We start from the raw sequence: 18,244 nt of genomic DNA on the forward strand, positions 1-18,244 counted from the left end.
CGAACGGAACGGACGAAGAGAGAACGGATAACGGAACGTGCGCTACGCGTACACGTCGTCTTCGGAGAGGTCGCGCTCCGCTCGGTACTGTTCGACGAACTCGCTCACGTCGAAGTCGAGCATCTTCGTCTCGAAGTCGGAGACGGCCGAGTCGTCCTCGGCGTGGGAGACGGCGTGTTCCATCAGTTCGACGACGAGTTCGACGATTATCTCGTGGAGGCGGCGGGAGTCGAAGTCGGTCACCCAGACGATGCCCGCGCCGACGTCGCCGTCGTCGCTCACGTCCGCCGAGACGACCGCTCGGGGGAACTCCTCGAGGACGATACCCATCAGGTGCGGGGTGCCGAACTCCGGCATGTCCTCGCTCGTCGTCTCGATGGCCTCGCGGAGGACGTCGACGAGGAACTCCGGCAGGAAGCGGTCCGGCGGGTGCACGTCCATCACCACCGCGTGCGTGTCGCCGCACGGACAGTCGAACTCGCGGAGACCGAGGTCGAGGCTCCGAACGCGCTTCGTCTCCCCGCACGGGAGGTCGAGTTCCTCGCCACGGTCGCCCGGGACGCGCGGTTGTGCCATGGGGGGTCGTTGTCGTCGCGGTGGGTTAAACGTCGCGTTCTCCGGAGGGGAGAGACGGGCGCTGGGCGACGGCAGGGGCGCGGTGCGCGCGGAAGGATGCGGGGTCGGGCCGTCGTCCGGGCCGGATTAGCTCCGCGAGGTGGTCCACAGCAGTGGACCGACGACGAGGAGGGCGATGCCGAGGAAGAGGTAGTGCGTGGGGACGAGTGACTGGGGCGTCAGGATGAAGATGACGCCGAACGCCATCGTGTTGAGGGCGAGGATTTTCGCCGATTTCAGCGGTAGTGCGCCGAGCGTCGCCAAGACGAAGACGAGCAACAGCGCCTGCCCAACGTTGTAGTTGAGCAGAAAGCTGTCGATGAGTTGTAGGGGGAGCATCCTTACCGCGAGTTTCGGCGCGAATCGAGTATTAAAGTTCCGTTCTCCTCGGCAGACTGAGCGACGGGTCGCCCGTCACCGACCCTGCGGCCCGGTGATGTCCATCGGGCGAATCCAGCCGTACCAGACGATGAACACCATCCCGCCGTAGCCGAGGATGAAGACGAGGCGGCCGACGCCGTTGTAGCCGAGTTCGCCCAGGAACCGCCGTACGAGCCCGGTGCCGGCGATTCCGACGAACAGGACGACCAGCAGGAGCAGTTTGTCGCGGGTGAGCGCGAACATGCTCGACTCCCCGTCGCTCTCGACTGTCGTCTCGTCGTGGCCCATACTCACCGTCGGAACTACACGACCCTGAATCGCTCGGTTCGTGACCGACCGTCGCACGGTTGCACAACCACTTATACGCCGGCCGGCGACGAGGGGGATATGCAGCTCCGAACGCTCCCCGAGGACCACCGCGACGCCTGGCGCGCGATGGTGAACTACGCCTTCCGACCGGCGCAGGGGCCGGACTGGGAGGACCGAGACCGACCGTGGCCCGACCTGTTCACCGCGTTCGGCCTCTACGACGTTCCGCCGGACGGAGAGGCGGACGCGGAGGACCTCCGGACCGTCTGCGGGAGCTACGACTTCACCGCGAAGATTCGCGGCGACTGGCACCGCGCGGGCGGCGTCTCGGCCGTCGCCTCGCCGCCCGAACGCCGTCGGCAGGGGACCGTCGGCCGGATGCTCGACGCCCTCCTCGAACGCTACCGCGAGGCGGGGACGGCGTTCTCGGTGCTCTGGCCGTTCGAGTACGCGTTCTACCGTCGGCTCGGCTGGGCCACCTGCAACGACTACGCGGAGGCGACGATACCGCCCGAGCAACTCGCCGCCGTCGCCCCCGACCCGGCGGGGTCGTTCCGACAGTTGGACGCAGAGACCGACCTGACGGCCATCCGAACGGTCCACGAGGCGTGGGCGACCGAGTCGCTGGCGGTTCGCCGAACAGACGGCTGGTGGCGCGAGCGCGCGTTCCGCGGGTGGGAGAAAGACCCCTACGTCTACGGCTGGTTCGACGACGGAGGGACGCTCCGCGGCTACCTCGTCTACACGTTCGACGACGACGGCGACGACGGCCGCGACATGCGCGTCTGGGAGTGCGCGTCCGCCGACGACGCGGCGCGCGCGCACCTGCTCCGGTTCTGCCGTGACCACGACTCGCAGGTGGAGACGGTGACGTTCACGTCGCTGCCGGCGTGGGCCCGACCCATCGACGAGTTGGCCGACCCGCGCGCGGCGACGCTCGAAGTGAAGCCGGGGCCGATGGTTCGCCTCGTGGACGTGGCGGACGCGCTCTCGGCGCTGTCGTACGACGCACGCGAGTCCGTCGTCCTCGCCGTCTCGGACGACCGGTGCGCGTGGAACGACGACACGTTCGAACTCCGCGTGGACGCCGCGGGCGCGCACGTGACCCGCGTCGAGGCGACGCCGGACGCGGAACTCGACGTCGGCGCGCTCTCGCAGTTGGCCGTCGGGGCGCGCACGCCCGCCGAACTCGAACGCGTCGGGGACCTGACGGTCGCCGATTCCCCGGTCCGGGAGACGCTCGCGGCGTTGTTCCCGCGCGAACGGACGTTCCTCCGGGAAGGGTTCTGACACGTGGCGAGCGCGTTCACGCTGACGTTGCTCTTAGGCGGTGCCATCCTCGGCGCGGGACTCGCCTTCCGCGGCGGCGAGTTGCTGGTGGAAGCGGCGGACAGCCTCGGCGCGTACTACGGCCTCCCACCGGTGGTGCAGGGCGCCGTCGTCGCCGCCGTGGGGTCGAGTTTTCCCGAACTGGCGAGCACGGTCATCGCTTCCGTGCGGTACGGCGCGTTCGAAATCGGCGTCGGTGCCGTCGTCGGGTCGGCCGTGTTCAACATCCTCGTCATCCCCGCCGTCTCCGCACTCGCCGGGGGCGGGTCGCTGGCGTCGAACCGCGACCTCGTGTTCAAGGAGGCGCAGTTCTACCTGCTGTCCGTCGCCGTCGTCTTCCTCGCGTTCACGCTCGCCGTCGTCTACGACCCGCGCGGGGGCGACTCCCTCACGGGGACCATCACGCCGGGCGTCGCCGTCTTCCCGGTGTTGCTGTACGGGCTCTACATCTTCATCCAGTACCACGACACGATGGACAACCGCCTCGCCTCGCCGTTCGGCGTGGACCCCGACGCGGTGAACGTCGAACGCGAGTGGGCCCGACTGATGCTCTCGCTCGTGGTCATCGTCGCCTCGGCGGAGTTGCTCGTCCGCGCCGCGGTGGGCTTCGGCGACGCCTTCGGCACCTCGGCGTTCCTCTGGGGTCTCACCGTCGTCGCCGCCGGGACGAGCCTCCCCGACACGTTCGTCAGCGTCGTCGCCGCGCGGCGGGGCAACGCCGACGTGAGCCTCGCGAACGTCCTCGGGAGCAACATCTTCGCGCTCCTCGTCGTCCTCCCGGTGGGCGTCCTCGCGGCGGGGCAGGCCGTCGTCTCGCTCCGCACCGTCGTCCCGATGATGGGCTTTCTCGTCGCCGCCTCCGTCGTCTTCTTCGCCGTCCTCCGCACGGAGATGCGCCTCACCCGCCGGGAGGCGTACCTGCTCGTCGCCGTCTACATCGGGTTCCTCGCGTGGTTGGTCGCCGAGAGCCTCGGCATCACGTCGTACGTCGGCTGACGGGCGGCGTCACCGCGGCGGGTCGCCGACGCCGTCGTCGTCCGGTGCGTCGTCCGGTGTGTCGTCCGGTGTGTCGTCCGGTGTATCGTGGCCGAACTCGTCGCGTTCGCCCCGCGAGTCGCCGCCGGCGTCGCCGGGGGTGTCGACGCCCCGGTGGTCGTCCCACTCGCGGAGCGTCGGCGACCGGTCGTCGACGTCGGCGACGAACCGCATCGACGCCGTCGTGGCCGCGAGTCCGACGCGGCCGCCGACGGGGATACCGAGCAGGAGTCCGACGACGCCGAGGTTGACGACGAACAGCGACATCGGCACGGAGACGAGGAGCGCGGAGAGGAGGTAGCCGACGGCGTACGACGCGTACGGGCCGCCCGAGAGCGCGAGGTCGTAGCTGGACCGAAGCGCGTCCGCGATGCCGGTCTCGCGGAGGACGACGAGGAACGGCGCGGCGTAGAACAGGTAGCCGAACACCGCGTACAGGACGAACAGCACCAAGACGACGGGGAGGAAGGCGGAAGACCCGTCGACGGTGCCGAACCCGCCGGTCACGAGGACGACGCCGGCGGTGACGAGCGACGGAACGCCCGTCCAGACGGCCATCGGAGCGAGGTGCGCGCGGGCGTCGCCGACGAAGTCGTACTCGGCCGCGCCGGCGTCGAGGAGTCGGCGGAGGCTCCCGAGGTAGCCGCCGAGGAGGAACGCCGACGTGACGAAGGCGGCGGCGACGACGCCCAGCGACGCCGCGAGGCCGACGTAGGCGTCCGATTGCGGGGTGTTGACGAACTGCCAGACCCCCGACGACGGGGAGGGAAAACTGACCAGCGTCACCCCGATGTGGAAGCCGTCGAGACCGAGGACGCCGAGTATCTTGTCGACGGAGAACAGCGAGAGGACGACGGGGACGAACGCCAGCCACAGGGCGTCGCCGGAGCGTCGCCACCCGTCGGCGATGCGGTCGGTGAACGGAACGGAGGGCGTCACGTTCGAACCGTCGCGGCGCGAGAAATATAGGTTTCGTGTCGTTTGTGGGCGAGGGAACCGCCGCTCGCCCGGTCCTGCGTTCGTCTACCGCGCTCAGTCTCGCAGTTCGTACCCCATCTCGCGGAGGAGGCCGCCGACGCGCCCCGAGTGGTCGCCCTGCAGTTCGATTTCGCCCTCGTCGACGGTGCCGCCGCAGGCGAGTTTGCGCTTCAGTCGGGAGGCGACGTCCCGCAGTTCCGGCGCCGAGAGGTCGAATCCGGAGACGACGGTGACGGCCTTGCCGTAGCGTCGCGTGTCGACGTGGACGGAGAGTTGCTGGTGGGACTGTTCGAGGTCACGGTCGATGCCGAGTTCCTCGGGGAGTCCGGCGATGGATGACAGGTCGTCCTTGTTTGCCACGCCTCCGCTAGGGGGCCGGCGGATATACGCGTTCGCCCGCCGGCACGGGCGACAAACGGAGGTGTAGAGGCGGCGTGTGAGCGACGTGTAGGCGGCGTGTGAAACGAGGCGGTGCGGACGCTTCGGTGGGGGGCGAGGGGTGGAGAGCGGGGGGGAACCGGCAGGCGATTCCGACGCTGCCGAGCGCGGGGGCTCAGTCGCCGGGGTTGTTGCCGCGGCCGTAGTGAGCGACCATCTTCCACATCGTCTCGTCCAACTGCTCCCCGTCGGAGACGGAGACGAGTTGGCGGTACAGCGTGTCTGAGACGGTTATCTCGGGCATCGAACGCGGATACGACGGTCAGGGGTATAATACTACTGTGATGCGGAATCGAGTAAATTAGGCGAGAGAGCGCCGGAACGGCGCGGACGACACCGGACGCTCGGTCGATTCGGCGGGAGCGTAGCGGCGCCGTGCGTAGTGTGGCACGTGACCGAACGACGGTCCGAGTCGGCACGCCGGGTACCGTTCTCCGAGCGTGAGTGTCAGCTCGTCGTACTGTTTCACGGTTTTTTCTTGCCTAAATCGCGTTATTGGTGCCACTAAAGTGCGTTACCGTGGGTAGAGTAATACGGCCCCGAGGACAGAGTTCCCGATAGTGAACTACAGAAGTGTCTCCGAGTTAAACAGAGATACTCGCCAACTGGCCCGGGAACTCCCGGACCGCATCGACCTGGTCGTTGGCATCCCGAGAAGCGGCCTGCTGGCCGCCAACCTCCTCTGTTTGAGCCTCGACGTGCCGATGACGGACGTGGAAGGATTGTGTGAGGGACGCATCCTGCAGACGGGGCACCGCTACGACGGCGCGGTCTCGTTCGACGACGTGGAGACGGTGCTGGTCGTCGACGACTCCGTGGACACCGGCCGGCAGATGCGGGAGACGAAGGGCCGACTCGCGGAGATGGAGTTTCCGTTCGACCTCGAGTACGGCGCGATATACATCTCCTCGCAGGGCCACCGGGAAGTCGACCACTGGGTGGACGTCATCAGTAAACCGCGCGTGTTCGAGTGGAACATGATGCACCACCCGATGCTGAAGCAGTTCTGCGTGGACATCGACGGCGTCCTCTGTCGCGACCCGACGCGCGAGGAGAACGACGACGGCCCCCGCTATCGGGAGTTCCTCACGACGGTCGAACCCCGCGTCGTCCCCACGGAGAAAATCGGGTGGCTGGTGACGTGTCGACTGGAACAGTACCGCGACGAGACGGAGGCGTGGCTGGACCGACACGGCATCGAGTACGAGAACCTGGTGATGATGGACCTGCCGTCGAAGGAGGCCCGGAAGCGACGCGGCAACCACGCCGAGTACAAGGCGAAGGTGTACCGCCGGACCGACGCGGACCTGTTCATCGAGAGTTCGCGACAGCAAGCCACGAAGATATGCGACCTGACGAGAAAGCCCGTCCACTGCTACGAGGAGAACGAGATGCTCAATCCGGGGCACCTCGACCGCGCGTTCCAGAAGAGTTCGAGCTACCTGTCGCGGTTCAGCGAGAACCCGCTCGGTTTCTCGCTGAAGGCGAGCAAGTACGTCCTCAACGAGGGCTACTACACGCTGAGTCGGTTGACGGAGCGTCGGGGCGGGAAGTGACCCGCAGAGACACGGCGCGATAGCCGGGCGAGCGGGTCGATACTCGGCTCGTTCCCCGATTCGACGGCTGGATTGCGTTCTGCGGAGTCGTTCGGGAACTCGGTTACTGTCCTCACTGCTTCGTCGGCACACGTCTCTTTGGGCTGTTCGACTACAGTGGTGACACGCGCGTTCCGACCTCCGTCGGCAACCCCAACCGCCCGACTGCGCGGACTACCGTTCACGCGGTGACCGAACGCACCTGGAAATAGCCGTGGCTCAGAAGTGTGAAGTGTCGAGATTAGGTGGCTGGGGAGTTCCCGCACCCAATCCACCTCCGCCGAACGGCGTGAGGTGAGTAGGTGGGCCAACGCGGATTTGAACCGCGGACCTCCCGGTTATCAGCCGAGCGCTCAACCTGACTGAGCTATTGGCCCAGGTGAGCGCATTCAGTCGTTGTTCGAGGATTCGTTTAAGAGTTTCTTTTCGCTACGGGTCCGTCGGGTGGTAGTGAGCCGCACCGTTCCACAGACGCCCGGACGATGCCGGTCACGACCACCGAGGCGGTGCCCGGACGGACGGCGTCTCACGACGCACACGACCGCCGCGGAAACGAACGGACACCCCCAGCGTGCGTTGCGACGCGGGCGGGAGACTGAACCGTCGAAGGAGAGGGTGAATCGGAGTCGAGGCGACCGCGAGGCGGCGCGCCTCAGGAGTTGTCGTCGTCCGGCCGACCGTAGTTCTCGGGGTCGAGGTTCACGACGTCGTCGTCCGGGAAGCCGCCGACCCAGACGTTGCCCGAGGCGAAACCGCCGGTCTGCTTCTCCAGATACGGTTTGACGACGAAGCGCTTCGTCGTCTCGCGGATGGGGAAGCGCGTCACCGGGATGGCGAGGAGGAACCCGATGAGGTCGGTCACGACGCCCGGCGTGAGGAGGAACGCGCCCGCGGCGATGAGCAGGCCGCCGTCCAGCAGTTCGTTCGTCGGGATGCCGCCCGTCGCGACTTTCCGCTGGAGTTTCGAGAGCGTGTGTCGGCCCTCGGCGCGGACGAGGAGCATACCGACGAGCCCCGTCAGAACGACCAACAGGACCGTGGGAACGAACCCGATGGTGCTGGCCAGCGGGACCAGCAGGAGCGTATCCAAGAGGGGAATCGCGAGGAGTGCCGCGATGACCCAGCGCGTCTGCATGCGCGTCTCTATTGGGTCGTCGTTCATAGCCCTTGTGTCCTCGGCGTGGGGAACGAACGGCGCGCGGCCGTCGGGGTGGGAGACCTGCAGTCAGTCGAAGTCCGTCGGCCGCGCGAGTTCCAGATACGGTTCCAGCTTCGAGAGCGAGTCGGTCGGTTCGACCACGTCCGCCTCCCGGTCGTACGTGACGACGCCGTCGTCTTCGAGTCGCGGGAGGTGAGCGTGGTCCAGCGAGACGGTCGTGCGCGTGACCTGTTCGCTGGTTGCCTCGTCGATGTCCACGCCGGCCTCCCACGTCGCGACTCTGCGAGCGAGTTCCTCGCGTCCGACCGGTCCGCGCACGTCCGAGAGGAAGTAGAGCACGAACCGGCGCCTGCGGTTGCTGAGGATGTGGAAGATGGCGTCGAGCGACAGTTCGCCCCCGTCCAGTTGGACGGGAGGAGACAGTTCGGTCTCGGCGTCGTCGCCGTCTGTCTCGTCGGTTTCGAAGGTCATGGGTGCCCGTGAGTCCCCGCCAGACCGCAACTCTTCTCTACGTTGCAGGGGGGGAGATAAAACATCTTTTGCCGGTCGCTTGACGACCCCTCTCCGACCCACGGCGACGGTCAGGTGGCGCGCCGTTCGAAAGCGAGTTCGTCCCGGCGGACGGTGACGACGCAGTCGTCCAGTCTGAACGAGAGCGACCCCCCCGAGACGCCGGCGTTCGTGGCGTACGAGTCGACGAGCGTATCGAAAGCATCCGGGTCGATGGTCTCGTAGGCGGGTTCTAACTCGCACGTATCCACACCCAGCACGTCCGAAACCGCGAGGACGACGTCCACGAACAGTTCGCGCGCGGACGCCGGGTCGTAGCGGGCGCGATACAGTCCGGCCTGTTCGTCGTATCGGAGGTCGGTGAGCGAGCGGTAGGGTGCGGGCGTTCGGCTCTCAGGGGGTCGGTCGTCGGCCATCGTGTTCACTCGAACGTAGGATGACATTCGTACAAAAATCCGTCGTTGGAGAACGTTATATCTGACTCACAGGGCAAAGATGAAGTGTTTTTCAACTTTGGGAGCAGTTTCAGACGTGAAACGAGGCACGTTCGGCGGCGGATAGCGTGAGGAGGGAGTGACGAGTCGGACGAATACGTGAGGAGGGAGTGACGAGTCGGACGAACGTCTCAGAAGAGCGTCGCGAACTCCGCCTGCGAGACGTACGACTCGAACAACTGTTCGGCCCACTCGTACACGTCAGGGTCCGCGGACTCGACGAAGGGTGCCTGACTCCCGTCCGCACGGTGCGTCGTCATCGCCACCCGGTCGTCGAAGACGAACAGGTCGAACGGACAGTCGTCGTGGATGAGGACCTCGAGATCTCCCTCGCGGCACGCCGCCTTCGACTCGCTCGCGTAGTCGTCGAAGAGGATGTCGACGACCTGTCGGTCGAAGACGGCACGGATGGACGACCCGTCCGTGGCGTGTTCACAGCACCGTTCCACGTACACCGGAGAGACGATACCCGAGAACATCCGCAGAGAGTCGGAGTCGGCCAGCATGTCGGAGACGCGTTTGACCGCGAAGTGCGGCCGCCGGCGTCCGCACGGGGTCACCGACGCGTCCGAGAGGGGGCCGACCGGGAACGACACCTCGGTTTCGACGGCCTCGAGGAACGGCGCCAACTGCGAGGCGGTATCGAGGTCGCGGCGACACTCGGCGACGCTCCGCGTCGCGACGCGGCCGAAACTGGTGAGTTCGAACGCGTCTTCGCGCTTTCTGAGCAGTCCGAGGTCGGCGAGTCGGTTCGTCGAGCGGTGGACGGTCGAACGCGAGAAGGAGAGCCGGTCCGCTAACTGCGCCGCGGTCCGCGGACGGTCGGTGAGTGCGTCGAGTATCGGGAACCGTTTGACGACTTCGACCACGTCTTCGTCGTCCATCACTCGTGTGCCTCGTTTGTGATCACCGACGAGCGTGCGGTCAGGTCCGCTCTATCTCGGCCTCGACCGTCTCGGCGTCTATCGAGAGGTCGTGCGCGTACTGGGCGTGTTCCTGCACGAGGTGGACGACTTCGTCGTCGGTGTCTGCGCGAACCATGAAGCTACACCCGTCCTGGAAGCACTCGAACTGAGAGGGCATGGGGACGACTACTCTTCTCTCCCCCGTAAGGACTCTGGCCCTAAGGGGAGAGTGCGCGGAGCGCACTGGGCCCGGCGACACCTCGAAGGGCTTACCCCCCGCGGTCACCCAGCGTGAGTCATGACGGACGACGAGACGCGCGTCGAGTGGCGGCGGTGGGGTCCGGAGGCGTTCGAGGAGGCCGACGCGGCCGGGAAACCCGTGTTGCTGTCGCTGACGGCGACGTGGTGCGACGGCTGTCACGAGATGGACGTCGAGACGTACGGCGAACCGCGCATCGCCGCGAACGTGAACGACGACTTCGTGCCGGTCCGAGTCGACGTGGACCGCCACCCGCGCGTCCGCGAGCGCTACAACATGGGCGGGTTCCCCTCGACGGTGTTCTGCACGCCGTCGGGCGAACTCGTCACCGGGGCGATGTACCTCGGCCCCGACGGCATGCGGCAGGTGCTCGACCGGGTCCGGGAGGCGTGGACCGATCGAGGCGACGCGGCCGGCCGGGTCCCGCGCGCTCTCGCGGACGACCCGACGCCGGAGGGGCCGGTGGACACGCACATCGAGGAACACCTCGCCGGGCAACTGGACGAGAAGTACGACGACCGGTTCGCCGGGTGGGGCGACGGGACGAAGTTCCCGATGCCGCGGACGATAGAGTTCGCCCTGAAGCGGTCGCGGCGACAGGCGGTGGAGACGCTCCGGACGCTGGCGGAGACGCTGTTCGACGACGTGGAAGGCGGCTTCTTCCGCTACGCCGAGGGCCGGGACTGGTCGGACCCGCACCACGAGAAACTGCTCGACACGAACGCCGCCCTCGTGCGGGCGTTCGCCAACGGCTACCTCTACACCGGCGACGACGCCCTCCTCGACCCGGCCCGGCGGACGCAGGCCTTCCTCGCGGAACGGCTCTGGAACGGCGCGGCGTTCGGGGGGAGCGTCGGCCCCGGCGACGGAAGTAGCGTCGGCCCCGACGACGGCGAGGAGTACTACGAACTGGACGCCGACGGCCGCGCCGACCACGCGGGGCCGCGGCGGGACCTGACCGCCTACGCCGGCGCGAACGCCCTCGCGGCGGACGCCCTGCTGACGCTGACCGCGTACACCGACGACGAGTCCGCCCGCGACTACGCGGTTCGGACGCTGGACTACCTCGACAGCCGACTCGTCGACGACGACGGCGTCGTGGCGCACTTCGAGGCGGGCGAGGAGACGGGCGAGACGCTCCTCCTCGAGGACCACGCGCGGGTCGTCGCCGCGTTCGGCAGGGCGCGACAGGTGCTCGGCGACGACCGGTATCTCGACCGGGCGCGGGTCGTCGCGGACGCGACGCTCGACGAACTGCAGGCGGGCGACGGCGCCTTCAGAGACGGGCCGGCGTCGGGCGCCGGGTTGCTCGACCGGCCGCTTCGACCGCTGGACGCGAACGTGGAGATGGCCGACGCGCTCTGTGACCTCGCGGCGGTGACGGGCGAGGACGCCTACGAGGACGCCGCGCGGAACGCCGTCGGCGCGTTCGCGGGCGCGTGGGACCGCATCGGCGTCCAGGTCGCCGGGTACGGGTCGGTGGCGGCGCGACTGACCCGACCGACGCTCGTCGTCGCCGTCGGCGCGCCGGCCGGGTCGGACCTCCACCGCGCGGCCCTCCGCGTCGCCGACCACGAGAAGGTCGTCGTCCCCGACGCGCCGGCCGTCTCGGCCGACGCGGCGACGGTTCGCCTCGGCGACCGCGAACGGACCGTCACCACACCCGACCAGTTGATGACCGCCGTCTCCGACCTCACCGACGGCGCGTGAGAGCGCCGCCTCGGAGCGCAGAGCCGTGAACCGGCAGAACGTGTAAACCCCCGGTTTGTTTTTAACCGTGGGGGGTCTGTTGTGACCATGACCAGTCTGCGGGACCTCGGGTTGTCGGAGTACGAGGCGCGAGCGTACCGGTCGTTGCTGCGGACGGGTGCGACAACCGCCAAGGAGTTGTCGCGCGCCAGCGACGTGCCGATGGGCCGCATCTACGACGTGCTGAACAGTCTCGAACAGCACAGTCTCGTCCGGAGTCAGGCGGCGAGTCGCCCGAAGAAGTACGTCGCCGTCGAACCCGACACCGCGCTGGACCGTCTGCTGGAGACGAAGCGGCGGGAGTTAGAGGAGAAGGCCGAACAGTACGAGGCGGTCGTCGACGAACTCACCGACGAGTTGGAGACCGCAGAACCCGTGCAGGGGCAGTTCTGGACCGCCGCCGTCGGGATGGAGGAGTCCGTGGACCTGTTGCTCGAACGCCTCTCGGCCGCCGACAGTTCGCTCGTCATGGTCGCCGGGACGCTCTCGCCGCAGTTCGACCTGGGCCGCGTCGGCGAACTCGTCACGGACGAACTCGAAGCCGCACTGGACCGCGGCGTGGAGGTGTCCGTGCTGATGTCGCCGAAGATAGTCTCGTCGCTCCCCCGGAGCGTCGGCCAACGCTACGTCGACCGCCTGGAGAACCACCCGCGCTTCGAGGTGCGGACGACGGAACAACTGCCGGGGACGTTCAACCTCATCGACGACGTGGAGGTGTGCATCGAGGTCCCGAACCCCCTCGACCCCGGCGAACCGTTCGCGATGATAGACCTGAAGGACGCCGAGTTCGCCACCGACATCCGAGAGATGTTCGACCCGCGGTGGGCGGAGGCCAAGCCCCTCACGCTGTCGAACGTCGAAGCGGACGACTGACCGACGCCGTCGAACCGACGAGGAGAACCGCTCACGGCAGAGCGAGTCGCTCGGTCGTCGCGGCGTTCGCGCCGGCGATTGCGTCGGCGCGGTCCCGAATCGCGACCGACGACGGCGACCCGGACTACAGGTCCGCGAGTTCGTCTCTGAGTTCGCCCAGCGACGCGACCCGTTCGGCGTGGGCGTTGTGCTGGTGGATGGACTCGTCGTTCGACTGCTTCATGTGGACGACGGCGCTGTCGGCGAGGTAGTCGAACTCGTCGACGACCTGTTCGGCCATCGACCGGACGCAGTCCTCGACGAACTTCGCGTTGGCGTGCGCGTGGTAGGTCATGTGGTCCTCGTCGGGTCGTTTCGCGAGGTTGTAGATGCGTGCGGACATCGAGTCGCGGGCGATGTCCACGAGGTCGATGAGGTCCACGTCGGGCGACCCGTCCGTCTCGACGGTCAGCGTCGCGTGTCCTCGCTGGGAGTGGCCCGGTTGCGGGACCTGCTCTAGGAACTCCTCGATGGTGTCGTCGTCGACGTCGAGGTCCCGCATCACGTCGCGGGCGCGGGAGGCCGACATCCCCTGCGAACAGGGACAGACCGTCATGCCGACGACCTCGGCCCCGATCTCCTCGCGGGTGCCGTCCTCGGTGGCGACCGCGCTGGCGATGATGTTGGCCGTGCTCTGCGTCTGGAGGTCCGACGCCGGAGTGTTCTCGCGGAGGACGAGTTCCGCGGTCATCCGCACCTCGGCCTCCGAGGTGTAGTCGTGCTTGGCGAGGAGTCGCTCCGCGGTGTCACCACACATGTCCTCGACGCGATACGTCGGTTCGGCGACGGCGTCCTCGAGGATTTCGTCGATGACCTGCATGTTCCGGCTCATGTCGATCCCCTTGCGTCCGCTGGGTAAGTCGACGAACACCTCGAACTCCGCCATCAGAATCAGCGGGCGCTTGCCGTCGCGAGCGATTTTGACGAGTTTGTCCACACCCGTCACACCCACCTGGCTCAGTCCGACGGTCACGTCGGGTCTACCTGCCTGAACGTCAGGCAACTGGTGACTCATCGTGAGAAGGGTAGGATTGTGTTCGATTAATGCTTTCGCTAGGGGAACGGCGCTGGGCGGCGAAATCGCCCACGTCGCCGCGTCTGCCGGGAGGTGGTGTCGGTGTCAGGGCCAGTCGTCGCGAGTGCTCGTCTCGAACGGGTCGTCCTCCTCCGACTCGCCGGCGAGCGCCCAGCCTGCGGCCTCTGCGGCCTGTTCGAGCGGGAGATACTCCCACTCGGTCCGGTCGGCGAGATCGCGGTCCTCGTCGCTCGTCCCGACGAAGACGTGGCGGTCGGTGTCGAACTGCCGTTTCACGTTCTCCAGACTCTCCTCGACGCCGCGCGGTCCGGAGAAGAAGTCCTGACGGACGCGGTGTTTCCGAGTGAAGTTCGTGACGACGTAGGTGGGCTTGTCGCTCACCACGCCGACGTACTCCGTCCACTGCCGTGCGTCGTTGAAGACGGCGTTCGGGTCGGCGAGCGCCTTCAGCGCCGCCAACTCGAACGCCAGCGTCATGTCGGTAGAGCCGCCTCCGTCCATGCCCGAAGATGGTCGCGTCGGACGCAAAACCGCTTCGGTTCCGCGACCGAGAAACGGCCGCCTCACCGGTCGAACCGGAGCGAGAGGAGAAGACCGAGTTACGGAGAATCGAGGAGAAAGCCCCGCCGTTTAGGGCGGGGATGAATCCGACACTACCCTTCGCAATCCACCGTTCAAACGCTCGGCAGGATATTCCACGCTCAAATACATATTTTCAAGTAACTATCTCGTCATAGGTTACGTATGGCGAAACAGGTCGTCACACGCACCTACACTGCTTCCATACGGAACCAACAACGGGTGTCCGACGACCTCGACGCCCTCGGGTTCTCAGCATCAAAACTCTGGAACGTCGGGCGGTGGGTTTGCGACCGAGTGTGGTCAGAGATAGGTCACATCCCCGGTCACAACGAACTCACCTCGTACCTCAAGTCGCACGAACGCTACGATGACCTGCATTCTCAGTCAAGTCAGCGAGTTTTGCAAGAACTCGCTGAAGCGTTCAACGGCTGGTACGGCAAACGACGTAACGGAGACACGAGAGCAAACCCACCGAAGTACCGCAAACACGGCGACGACCATCCGCGAAGTACGGTCACGTTCAAAGCCGCAGGCTTCAAACTCGACACCGAGTACGAAAGAGTCCGACTCTCGAAAGGCTCGAACCTCAAGGAGTATTGGTCGGACTTCATCCTCTGCGAATATCAGATTCGCCCCGACGTTAACCTCTCCACCGTGGAAAACGTCCAACAGGTTCGAGCAGTCTGGACTGGTGACGAGTGGGAACTGCACTTCGTGTGCAAAGTTGAAATCGAGGTTGCTGAATCACCCGGTGAGAAGACCGTGGGTGTTGACCTCGGTATCAACAACTTCGCCACGCTCGCCTACGAAGACGGTCACAGTGAACTGTATCCGCTCAACTGTCTGAAGCAGGACGACTACTACTTCAGCAAGCGAATCGCTTGCTGTGACGACTCAGACTCAGAGCAGGCCACGCGACTGAATCAGAAGAAGTCGGCCCGTCGAACCCACTACTTCCACACGCTCTCGAAACACATCGTTCAGCGATGTGTTGACGAAGGGGTGGCGACGATTGCGGTTGGCGAGCTCTCCAGTATCCGCGAGGATGAGGAGAACGGCGAGTCGAAGAACTGGGGTAAGCACGGCAACCTCGACCTGCACTCGTGGGCGTTCGACCGCTTCACACAGATGCTCGAATACAAGGCCGAGATGGAAGGCATCACTGTCGAGCGGGTGTCTGAGCGCGATACGTCGAGGTCGTGTTCGTGCTGTGGGCGGAAGCGTGACGCGAACCGTGTTGAACGTGGGTTGTATGTCTGCGATGAGTGCGGTACGGTGGCGAATGCAGACGTGAACGCCGCTGAGAACATTCGACAGAAAGTATCTCCGAATCCCGCCACAGATGGCGGTGATAGGAGTAACGGCTGGTTGGCACAGCCATCGACGTACTTGTTCGATTCAGAGAGCGGATGCTTCGCACCGCGAGAACAGGCCACGTCGTAAACCACAATATCCCACCGGCGGTCGGGAATCCTCGCCCTTCAGGGCGGGGAGGATGTCAATGGAGTTCGTAGTAGCCGGTGTACCGGACCACGTCGCCGACCGAGAGTTCGGGCGCGCAGACGCCCCGCTTGGACCCGTCCACCGCCGCCGCGATGGCCGTCTGCGTCCGGTCGGACAGTTCGTCGTAGTGCCACACCCGCGCCGTCGGGTCGATGTCCTCCGCACCGGTTCTGACGACAGTCACGCCGTCCGCAGCGTCGCCGTACGTCGGTTCGCACGCAGTCCGTGACATACGATACCAAACAACACGATAGACGATAAAGATTTGGACTGCGGAAGGGGAGACGCGCGGCGAGAGTCAGCGACGAGTCGAGGGAGAAGAGAGCGAGAGAGAAGATAACGACTGCACGGAGGGGGCGACGGCGCGACTGTCGGGGAGGGCGCTTACTCGGCCGGCGCTTCCTCTTCGAGGTCCAGGTCGTCTATCTCGAACTGCTGTTGCATCAGCACGTCCTTCTGGTCGGCGACGACGCGTTCCTCGCGCATGAGCTTCTTGTACTTCGACTGCGGCGAGAGGTCACCGATGAGGACGCCGCCGACGATTTTGCCGTCCTTGAAGGCGAGGCGTCGCCACTCGCTGTCGGAGTACTTCGCCTCCGCCTCGTCGTCCCCGATGGTCGGGTGACCGAACGAGAGGAACGGGAAGTCGAAGTGGGTGATGGAGTACGAGGAGACCCAGCGGAACTCCTCGGACCCGTAGTCGACCATATTCTGCGCGGCGATGGTCCCCTGTTCCTTCGCCGACCCCCACGCGCCGTTCTGGGCGCGTTCGCCGAGGATGACGTCGTGGAACTGCGTGATGTCGCCCGCCGCGAACACGTCCTCGTGGTTCGTCCGCATGTACTCGTCGACGACGATGCCGTCGTCGCACTCGATGTCGGTGCCCTGCAGAATCTCCGTGTTGAAGTCCAGTCCGATGGCGATGCCGACGAAGTCGGCGTCGTACTCGTCACCGTTGGGGTCGACGGCCGTCGTCACCGCGCCGTCGTCGTCGACCTCGAAGTGGTCGACGCCGGAGTCGAAGACGGGTTCGACGTTCCGTTCGCGGAGTGCCTCGTGGATTATCTCGGCGCCCTCCTCCGAGAGCGCGTACCGCCACCAGCAGTTCCCGCGCATGAGGTACTTGCCCTCGACGCCCTGCGCGGCCGTGATGGCCGCGAGGTCGATGCCGAGCAGTCCGGCCCCCACGACGACGGAACTGTCGGCCTCCTCCATGTGCGAGCGAATCTTGCGGGCGTCCTGGAACGTCCAGAAGTGGTGGACGCCCTCGGCGTCGGAGTTGTCGACGGGCAGTTGGGTCGGCGTCCCCCCCACGGAGACGAGCAGTTTGTCCCACGAGAGTTCCTCGCCCTCGTGCGTCGTGATGGTGTGCCCGTCCGGGTCGACGTCGGTGACGAGGGTGTTGAGCTTCAGTTCGATGTCGCGCTCGTCGTACCACTCGGGGTCGTGGATGGAGATCGGCGCTTCGGGGAGTTTCCCCTTGGCGAACTCTTTGATGAGGATACGATTGTACAGGGCTTCACCCTCGTCGGTGACGACGGTGATGTCGGCGTCGGGTTCCTCCTCACGGAGGGTCTCAGCGGCGGAACTCCCCGCGATACCGTCGCCGATGATGACGTACGACTGGGTCATACGCGGAATCTTTGACACCGGGGTTAATGTGAATTGCTATCCTCGCTATGCGTCCGAGGAGCCCGAGACCGGCGGGGGACGACCCGGACGGCGACAGACGGGCGGTATCCCCGCTCAACGCCCTCCGACCCGGACGCCCACGCGTCGCAGGACGATACCCGGGAGGGCGAACGCCGCCGGGACGCCGACGAGGAACACCGCGACGAACGCCGCGGGACTCTCGATGTGCGGGGCGGAGACGGCGACGAAGACGCCGAACGCGAGGACGGACAGCACGGAGAGCAGACAGTAGCAGACGAGGACGAACAGGGGGTCACGCTCGGTGGGTGCCCCCGAGGCGTCGAGCCGTTCGCGTATCGTCTGCGGACGTGAGGCGGTCATCGGACGAGACGGACGCCGCGAGCGGAGATAAACGTGACCGGGTCCGCACGCCGCACTCGGCCACGTCCGCACGGCGACTCGCTCGGCGCTCAGACGGCCGCGTCAGCGGAGTCGTGCTCACAGCCGGCCCGCCAGTGTGCGCAGGCGAACCGGCGGAGGCGACGGCGCAAGCGGGTCACGGCGTCGACGCCGCCGACGGAGACGGCGAACGCCGCCGGCAGGCCGACGAACCACAGGGCCAACAGCGTCGCGACCGGCGGCACGAACGGCGCCAGTGCGCTCGCGACGACGGCGAACAGGGCGAACCCGAGGAGCGTCCCGAACGCGTCCGCGGCCGCGGTCACGGGGGCGGCGTGGCCGCGGCGCGTCGGGTCGCCGAACGTCGGTGAGCGGGCGGTACGACCGGGGGAGTGGAGTCGGCGGGTCATCGTCGTCTCACGTG

General features: G+C 66.5%; 23 protein-coding genes and 1 tRNA gene. 6 read left to right on the top strand and 18 right to left on the bottom strand.

What is annotated here, in order from left to right; translation table 11 throughout:
* Positions 1-42: 42 nt before the first annotated feature.
* The 3 genes from BM310_RS13275 to BM310_RS13285 form a co-directional block, all read right to left on the bottom strand.
* A complete protein-coding gene (locus BM310_RS13275; protein ID WP_089808464.1) occupies positions 43-576 on the bottom strand; it encodes a DUF5815 family protein in 534 nt (177 codons plus the stop codon).
* A 126-nt stretch (positions 577-702) separates the two neighbouring features.
* Complete coding sequence (locus BM310_RS13280; RefSeq protein ID WP_089808467.1) at positions 703-954, bottom strand: hypothetical protein; 252 nt, start codon at positions 952-954, stop codon at positions 703-705.
* 75 nt (positions 955-1,029) lie between these two features.
* On the bottom strand, positions 1,030-1,284 hold the full coding sequence (locus tag BM310_RS13285; RefSeq protein ID WP_177232618.1) for a hypothetical protein: 255 nt from the start codon (positions 1,282-1,284) through the stop codon (positions 1,030-1,032).
* A gap of 99 nt (positions 1,285-1,383) precedes the next feature.
* On the opposite strand from BM310_RS13285, the gene BM310_RS13290 reads away from it, so the two are divergent.
* Positions 1,384-2,595: a GNAT family N-acetyltransferase gene (locus BM310_RS13290; RefSeq protein ID WP_089808471.1), complete on the top strand. Its 1,212-nt coding sequence runs from the start codon at positions 1,384-1,386 to the stop codon at positions 2,593-2,595.
* 3 nt (positions 2,596-2,598) lie between these two features.
* Positions 2,599-3,630, top strand: a complete 1,032-nt coding sequence (locus BM310_RS13295; protein WP_089808474.1) for a sodium:calcium antiporter — start codon at positions 2,599-2,601, stop codon at positions 3,628-3,630.
* Positions 3,631-3,639: 9 nt separating this feature from the next.
* Here BM310_RS13295 and BM310_RS13300 read toward each other — a convergent pair whose 3' ends face one another.
* From BM310_RS13300 to BM310_RS21865, 3 genes are all read right to left on the bottom strand, one after another.
* On the bottom strand, positions 3,640-4,608 hold the full coding sequence (locus BM310_RS13300) for a hypothetical protein (RefSeq protein ID WP_089808476.1): 969 nt from the start codon (positions 4,606-4,608) through the stop codon (positions 3,640-3,642).
* A 93-nt stretch (positions 4,609-4,701) separates the two neighbouring features.
* Positions 4,702-5,007, bottom strand: coding sequence for a stress response translation initiation inhibitor YciH (yciH, locus tag BM310_RS13305; protein WP_089808478.1), 306 nt, complete (start codon positions 5,005-5,007; stop codon positions 4,702-4,704).
* A gap of 193 nt (positions 5,008-5,200) precedes the next feature.
* A complete protein-coding gene (locus BM310_RS21865) occupies positions 5,201-5,329 on the bottom strand; it encodes a hypothetical protein (protein WP_255473511.1) in 129 nt (42 codons plus the stop codon).
* A gap of 316 nt (positions 5,330-5,645) precedes the next feature.
* On the opposite strand from BM310_RS21865, the gene BM310_RS13310 reads away from it, so the two are divergent.
* Complete coding sequence (locus BM310_RS13310; protein WP_089808480.1) at positions 5,646-6,641, top strand: phosphoribosyltransferase family protein; 996 nt, start codon at positions 5,646-5,648, stop codon at positions 6,639-6,641.
* A 342-nt stretch (positions 6,642-6,983) separates the two neighbouring features.
* Here the strand turns inward: BM310_RS13310 and BM310_RS13315 are convergent.
* From BM310_RS13315 to BM310_RS13340, 6 genes are all read right to left on the bottom strand, one after another.
* A tRNA-Ile gene (locus BM310_RS13315) sits at positions 6,984-7,057 on the bottom strand.
* Positions 7,058-7,332: 275 nt separating this feature from the next.
* The gene (locus BM310_RS13320; RefSeq protein WP_089809239.1) at positions 7,333-7,815 is read right to left on the bottom strand and encodes an FxsA family protein; all 483 of its coding nucleotides are present in this window, start codon (positions 7,813-7,815) and stop codon (positions 7,333-7,335) included.
* A gap of 90 nt (positions 7,816-7,905) precedes the next feature.
* A complete protein-coding gene (locus BM310_RS13325; protein ID WP_089808482.1) occupies positions 7,906-8,310 on the bottom strand; it encodes a DUF7344 domain-containing protein in 405 nt (134 codons plus the stop codon).
* 110 nt (positions 8,311-8,420) lie between these two features.
* Entirely contained in the window at positions 8,421-8,792 is a 372-nt protein-coding gene (locus BM310_RS13330) for a HalOD1 output domain-containing protein (RefSeq protein ID WP_143105164.1), read from the bottom strand.
* A 182-nt stretch (positions 8,793-8,974) separates the two neighbouring features.
* Entirely contained in the window at positions 8,975-9,727 is a 753-nt protein-coding gene (locus BM310_RS13335) for a helix-turn-helix transcriptional regulator (protein ID WP_089808486.1), read from the bottom strand.
* Between the two features lie 40 nt (positions 9,728-9,767).
* Positions 9,768-9,926, bottom strand: a complete 159-nt coding sequence (locus BM310_RS13340; RefSeq protein WP_089808488.1) for a DUF1059 domain-containing protein — start codon at positions 9,924-9,926, stop codon at positions 9,768-9,770.
* Between the two features lie 120 nt (positions 9,927-10,046).
* On the opposite strand from BM310_RS13340, the gene BM310_RS13345 reads away from it, so the two are divergent.
* Positions 10,047-11,717 (top strand): DUF255 domain-containing protein, encoded by a 1,671-nt coding sequence (locus tag BM310_RS13345; protein WP_089808490.1) that lies wholly within the window; start codon positions 10,047-10,049, stop codon positions 11,715-11,717.
* Positions 11,718-11,804: 87 nt separating this feature from the next.
* Positions 11,805-12,629 (top strand): TrmB family transcriptional regulator, encoded by an 825-nt coding sequence (locus BM310_RS13350; protein WP_089808492.1) that lies wholly within the window; start codon positions 11,805-11,807, stop codon positions 12,627-12,629.
* Positions 12,630-12,753: 124 nt separating this feature from the next.
* On the opposite strand, the gene mptA is transcribed toward BM310_RS13350, so the two are convergent.
* Positions 12,754-13,683 (bottom strand): GTP cyclohydrolase MptA, encoded by a 930-nt coding sequence (mptA, locus tag BM310_RS13355; protein WP_089808494.1) that lies wholly within the window; start codon positions 13,681-13,683, stop codon positions 12,754-12,756.
* A gap of 105 nt (positions 13,684-13,788) precedes the next feature.
* Positions 13,789-14,205, bottom strand: a complete 417-nt coding sequence (locus BM310_RS13360; protein WP_089808496.1) for a DUF7124 domain-containing protein — start codon at positions 14,203-14,205, stop codon at positions 13,789-13,791.
* A gap of 243 nt (positions 14,206-14,448) precedes the next feature.
* Between BM310_RS13360 and BM310_RS13365 the strand changes: the two genes are divergently transcribed.
* A complete protein-coding gene (locus BM310_RS13365) occupies positions 14,449-15,729 on the top strand; it encodes an RNA-guided endonuclease InsQ/TnpB family protein (RefSeq protein WP_089808498.1) in 1,281 nt (426 codons plus the stop codon).
* Between the two features lie 55 nt (positions 15,730-15,784).
* On the opposite strand, the gene BM310_RS13370 is transcribed toward BM310_RS13365, so the two are convergent.
* The 4 genes from BM310_RS13370 to BM310_RS13385 form a co-directional block, all read right to left on the bottom strand.
* Positions 15,785-16,021, bottom strand: a complete 237-nt coding sequence (locus BM310_RS13370) for a hypothetical protein (RefSeq protein ID WP_089808500.1) — start codon at positions 16,019-16,021, stop codon at positions 15,785-15,787.
* Positions 16,022-16,173: 152 nt separating this feature from the next.
* Positions 16,174-17,421: an NAD(P)/FAD-dependent oxidoreductase gene (locus BM310_RS13375; RefSeq protein ID WP_089808502.1), complete on the bottom strand. Its 1,248-nt coding sequence runs from the start codon at positions 17,419-17,421 to the stop codon at positions 16,174-16,176.
* A gap of 114 nt (positions 17,422-17,535) precedes the next feature.
* Positions 17,536-17,802: a hypothetical protein gene (locus BM310_RS13380; RefSeq protein WP_089808503.1), complete on the bottom strand. Its 267-nt coding sequence runs from the start codon at positions 17,800-17,802 to the stop codon at positions 17,536-17,538.
* Positions 17,803-17,891: 89 nt separating this feature from the next.
* Positions 17,892-18,230, bottom strand: a complete 339-nt coding sequence (locus BM310_RS13385) for a hypothetical protein (protein ID WP_089808505.1) — start codon at positions 18,228-18,230, stop codon at positions 17,892-17,894.
* Positions 18,231-18,244 lie beyond the last annotated feature (14 nt).

Source organism: Halogeometricum rufum (assembly GCF_900112175.1).
In the GTDB taxonomy this organism is placed as follows: Archaea; Halobacteriota; Halobacteria; order Halobacteriales; family Haloferacaceae; genus Halogeometricum; species Halogeometricum rufum.

What these genes read in the sequence shown, in the direction of transcription:
- BM310_RS13285 (WP_177232618.1), bottom strand. Translation starts at nt 1,284, where the DNA reads ATGGGCCACGACGAGACGACAGTCGAGAGCGACGGGGAGTCGAGCATG.
- BM310_RS13365 (WP_089808498.1), top strand. Translation starts at nt 14,449, where the DNA reads ATGGCGAAACAGGTCGTCACACGCACCTACACTGCTTCCATACGGAAC.
- BM310_RS13385 (WP_089808505.1), bottom strand. Translation starts at nt 18,230, where the DNA reads ATGACCCGCCGACTCCACTCCCCCGGTCGTACCGCCCGCTCACCGACG.
- BM310_RS13360 (WP_089808496.1), bottom strand. Translation starts at nt 14,205, where the DNA reads ATGGACGGAGGCGGCTCTACCGACATGACGCTGGCGTTCGAGTTGGCG.
- BM310_RS13335 (WP_089808486.1), bottom strand. Translation starts at nt 9,727, where the DNA reads ATGGACGACGAAGACGTGGTCGAAGTCGTCAAACGGTTCCCGATACTC.
- BM310_RS13280 (WP_089808467.1), bottom strand. Translation starts at nt 954, where the DNA reads ATGCTCCCCCTACAACTCATCGACAGCTTTCTGCTCAACTACAACGTT.
- BM310_RS13330 (WP_143105164.1), bottom strand. Translation starts at nt 8,792, where the DNA reads ATGTCATCCTACGTTCGAGTGAACACGATGGCCGACGACCGACCCCCT.
- BM310_RS13290 (WP_089808471.1), top strand. Translation starts at nt 1,384, where the DNA reads ATGCAGCTCCGAACGCTCCCCGAGGACCACCGCGACGCCTGGCGCGCG.
- BM310_RS13380 (WP_089808503.1), bottom strand. Translation starts at nt 17,802, where the DNA reads ATGACCGCCTCACGTCCGCAGACGATACGCGAACGGCTCGACGCCTCG.
- BM310_RS13370 (WP_089808500.1), bottom strand. Translation starts at nt 16,021, where the DNA reads ATGTCACGGACTGCGTGCGAACCGACGTACGGCGACGCTGCGGACGGC.
- BM310_RS13340 (WP_089808488.1), bottom strand. Translation starts at nt 9,926, where the DNA reads ATGCCCTCTCAGTTCGAGTGCTTCCAGGACGGGTGTAGCTTCATGGTT.
- BM310_RS13275 (WP_089808464.1), bottom strand. Translation starts at nt 576, where the DNA reads ATGGCACAACCGCGCGTCCCGGGCGACCGTGGCGAGGAACTCGACCTC.
- BM310_RS13345 (WP_089808490.1), top strand. Translation starts at nt 10,047, where the DNA reads ATGACGGACGACGAGACGCGCGTCGAGTGGCGGCGGTGGGGTCCGGAG.
- mptA (WP_089808494.1), bottom strand. Translation starts at nt 13,683, where the DNA reads ATGAGTCACCAGTTGCCTGACGTTCAGGCAGGTAGACCCGACGTGACC.
- BM310_RS13375 (WP_089808502.1), bottom strand. Translation starts at nt 17,421, where the DNA reads ATGACCCAGTCGTACGTCATCATCGGCGACGGTATCGCGGGGAGTTCC.
- BM310_RS21865 (WP_255473511.1), bottom strand. Translation starts at nt 5,329, where the DNA reads ATGCCCGAGATAACCGTCTCAGACACGCTGTACCGCCAACTCGTCTCC.
- BM310_RS13350 (WP_089808492.1), top strand. Translation starts at nt 11,805, where the DNA reads ATGACCAGTCTGCGGGACCTCGGGTTGTCGGAGTACGAGGCGCGAGCG.
- BM310_RS13325 (WP_089808482.1), bottom strand. Translation starts at nt 8,310, where the DNA reads ATGACCTTCGAAACCGACGAGACAGACGGCGACGACGCCGAGACCGAA.
- BM310_RS13320 (WP_089809239.1), bottom strand. Translation starts at nt 7,815, where the DNA reads ATGCAGACGCGCTGGGTCATCGCGGCACTCCTCGCGATTCCCCTCTTG.